The sequence below is a fragment of the Allobosea sp. P1_A7 genome (assembly GCF_056406775.1).
The window spans coordinates 1-445 of record NZ_JBFTZN010000663.1 but is presented as its reverse complement, the minus strand read 5'-3'; the positions used below and the strand labels follow the sequence as shown (position 1 = coordinate 445).

2 pseudogenes are annotated in these 445 nt (G+C 64.3%); one reads left to right on the top strand and one right to left on the bottom strand.

The window, feature by feature from the left end:
- Positions 1-98: pseudogene (locus AC1D34_RS38295) on the bottom strand (IS6 family transposase); the annotation flags it as partial.
- A 70-nt stretch (positions 99-168) separates the two neighbouring features.
- Between AC1D34_RS38295 and AC1D34_RS38290 the strand changes: the two are divergent.
- Positions 169-393: pseudogene (locus tag AC1D34_RS38290) on the top strand (IS6 family transposase); the annotation flags it as partial.
- Positions 394-445 lie beyond the last annotated feature (52 nt).

Sequence of the window (445 nt, the reverse complement as noted above, 5' to 3'; positions counted from 1 at the left end):
ATCATCTCCTTCAGGTCGCGCAGGCTCAGGCCGTAGGCCAGATACCAGCGAACACACAGCAGGATCACCGATCGGTCGAAATGACGGCCCTTGAACATCTGATGTCCTCCCGCCAAGGCGTCGTCACGTTAACTCCGGCATGGCGGCAAGCGGTGTAGGTGGGCGWGCATGACCCTGCCGACCATCAGCTACAAGCGCCATCGGTTCCCWCCGGCGATCATCGCCCATGCGGTGTGGCTGTATTTCCGGTTTCCCCTGAGCCTTCGCCTGGTGGAGGAGATGCTTCTGGAGCGCGGCATCGCCGTCTCCTACGAGACGGTGCGGCGCTGGGCCTTGAAGTTCGGGCGGGATTACGCCCACCGCCTGAAGCGCAAGAGGCCGAGCCGCCGCGACCTTTGTACGCCCACCGCCTGAAGCGCAAGAGGCCGAGCCGCCGCGACCTTTG